This window comes from Actinomadura formosensis NBRC 14204, from assembly GCF_001552155.1.
Taxonomy (GTDB): Bacteria; Actinomycetota; Actinomycetes; order Streptosporangiales; family Streptosporangiaceae; genus Spirillospora; species Spirillospora formosensis.
The window spans coordinates 1-1,029 of record NZ_BCQQ01000310.1 but is presented as its reverse complement, the minus strand read 5'-3'; the positions used below and the strand labels follow the sequence as shown (position 1 = coordinate 1,029).

Annotated in this window: 1 protein-coding gene; it reads right to left on the bottom strand. The window is 69.1% G+C overall.

Going from position 1 to position 1,029, the window contains the following annotated elements; all coding sequences use genetic code 11:
• Positions 1-9: 9 nt before the first annotated feature.
• On the bottom strand, positions 10-918 hold the full coding sequence (locus AF1_RS32685; protein WP_067808234.1) for an IS5 family transposase: 909 nt from the start codon (positions 916-918) through the stop codon (positions 10-12).
• Positions 919-1,029: the final 111 nt, after the last annotated feature.

Below are 1,029 nucleotides of genomic sequence, written 5' to 3'. Positions count from 1 at the left end.
AGGGCCTGTTTAGTAAGTGATCTTGGTGATGGCTCGGAGCCAGATGTCGATCACGGCGATCTCAATGGTGGCCTGGTAGCGGACGGCGAGCTTGTCATACCGGGTCGCGACCGCCCGGTGCTGTTTCAGCAGGTTGATGCCGCATTCCACGGAGTGGCGGAGCCGGTAGGCGGCCGGGTCGAACACCGGCGGGCGTCCGCCGGCCGAGCCCTTGGCCTTGCGGTTGGCCTGCTGGTCGGCCTTCACCGGGATGGTGGCCGCAATCCCGCGACGGCGCAGATAGGCGCGGTTGGCCTTGGAGGAGTAGGCCTTGTCGCCCAGAACCCGGTCCGGGCGGGTGCGCGGCCGTCCGCGCCCGGACCGGGCGATGCGGACCCGCTCCAGCACCGGCCGGAACTGCGGGCTGTCCCCACGCTGACCAGCGGTGATCAGCACCGACATCGGCTTGCGGCCCTGCTCGCACGCCAGATGGATCTTGGTGGTGCGGCCGCCGCGTGAACGTCCCAGCCCGTGATCGGGCGGTTCGTCTCCGGGCGGCTCGACCTGCCCGCCGACGTCATGGCGGGCGCCCGCGGCGTGCTGATGGGCCCGGTTGATGGTCGAGTCCACCGACACATTCCACACGACCAGCCCGGAGGCATCGGCGAACGCCATCAGCTTCGCCCACACCAGCGGCCATACCCCGGCGCGCTGGAAGCAGCGGAACAGCCGGTAGACCGACTGCCAGTGCCCGTAGCGCTCGGGCACGTCACGCCACGGCGCACCGACCCGGGTCCGCCACCGGACGCCGTCCACCAGCTGCCTGCGCGACCATTTGGGCGGCCGGCCACGTCCGCACCCGGCCGGCAAAAGCGGCTCCAGGACCCGCCATTGCCGGTCCGTCAGATCTTTACGGGCTCCGATCGGTACGCTGAGCACGAGGTCTCCGGTGGTGATGGTCTTCTTGGTCGTTGATCCATCTACCGGAGACCTCACTCGTCTCCAGGTGCGCCATGCCGCCCGAACCAGGACTTTCTAAACAGGCCCTAG